This is a genomic window from Mesorhizobium sp. M1328 (genome assembly GCF_040318075.1).
Taxonomy (GTDB): domain Bacteria; phylum Pseudomonadota; class Alphaproteobacteria; order Rhizobiales; family Rhizobiaceae; genus Mesorhizobium.
The window spans coordinates 1-1220 of the sequence record NZ_JAMYLO010000080.1 but is presented as its reverse complement, the minus strand read 5'-3'; the positions used below and the strand labels follow the sequence as shown (position 1 = coordinate 1220).

The window sequence follows — 1220 nt, the reverse complement described above, 5'->3', positions numbered from 1 at the left end:
TGTAAAAGTTTAAACTTTATCTGACAGACGGTGTCCTGGGCTGAAGCTTGAGCCGAGGCCGGGCGCGGAGTGGTCAGGGTTCGCAGCGCCCGGCCTCGGCGACAGAAAGGACACTGACATGACCAAGGACCAAAAGATCATCCGCGCCAAGGTGGGGCTGCTGGAGCTGGCCAAACAGCTCGGCAATGTCAGCCAGGCCTGCAAGATGATGGGCTATTCACGCGACAGCTTCTACCGCTTCAAGGAGCTTTACGAGACCGGCGGCGAACTTGCGCTGCAGGAGCTGACGCGCAGGAAGCCGCTGCTGGCCAACCGCACGCCACCGGAGATCGAGGCGATCATCCTCGAGCTGACGCTGGAATATCCCGCCTATGGACAGACCCGCATCGCCAACGAAATGCGCAAGCTCGGCCACTCGGTCTCGCCGTCGGGCGTACGCGGGGTGTGGCAGCGTCACGATCTGGAGACGATGAAGAAGCGGTTGAAGGCGCTGGAGGCGAAGGTCGCCCAGGACGGCATCGTGCTCACCGAGAGCCAATTGGCGGCGCTGGAAAAGGCCAAGCTGGACAAGGAGGCGCATGGTGAGTTCGAGAGTGAATGCCCGGGCTATTGCGGCGGCCAGGACACCTTCTATGTCGGCAACATGAAGGGGGTCGGACGCATCTACCAGCAGACCTTCCTTGACACCTATTCGAAGGTCGCCTTCGCCAAGCTCTATGACCGCAAGACGCCGATCACCGCCGCCGATCTCCTCAACGACCGCGTGGTGCCGTTCTTCGACACCCACGAGGTGAAGCTAAGCCGGGTGCTGACCGACCGCGGCACCGAATATTGCGGCAATCCCGAACACCACGAGTACGAGCTCTATCTGGCGGTCGAGGACGTCGATCATTCCCGCACCAAGACCAAGAACCCGCAGACCAATGGCATCGTTGAACGGTTCCACAAGACGGTGCTGGACGAGTTCTACAGGGTCGCCTTCAGGAAGAAGATCTACGGCTCGATCGAGGAGCTGCAGGCCGATCTGGATGAATGGGTCAGAAGTTACAATGAGGAGCGCCCACATCAGGGCCGCTGGTGCTTCGGCAAGACGCCGATGCAGACCTTCCTTGACACCGCCCCGCTGGCGAAGGAGAAAATGATCGCTGCCTGATCCCATCGGACAGGCAAAACGGACCACTCTCAGACGCCAACTGTCCGATCAAGTACAAACTTCTACA

1 protein-coding gene is annotated in these 1220 nt (G+C 60.1%); it reads left to right on the top strand.

Features of this window, described 5'->3' with window-relative positions:
• Positions 1-118: 118 nt before the first annotated feature.
• Positions 119-1153, top strand: coding sequence for an IS481 family transposase (locus NKH23_RS34450; RefSeq protein WP_353036801.1), 1035 nt, complete (start codon positions 119-121; stop codon positions 1151-1153).
• Positions 1154-1220: the final 67 nt, after the last annotated feature.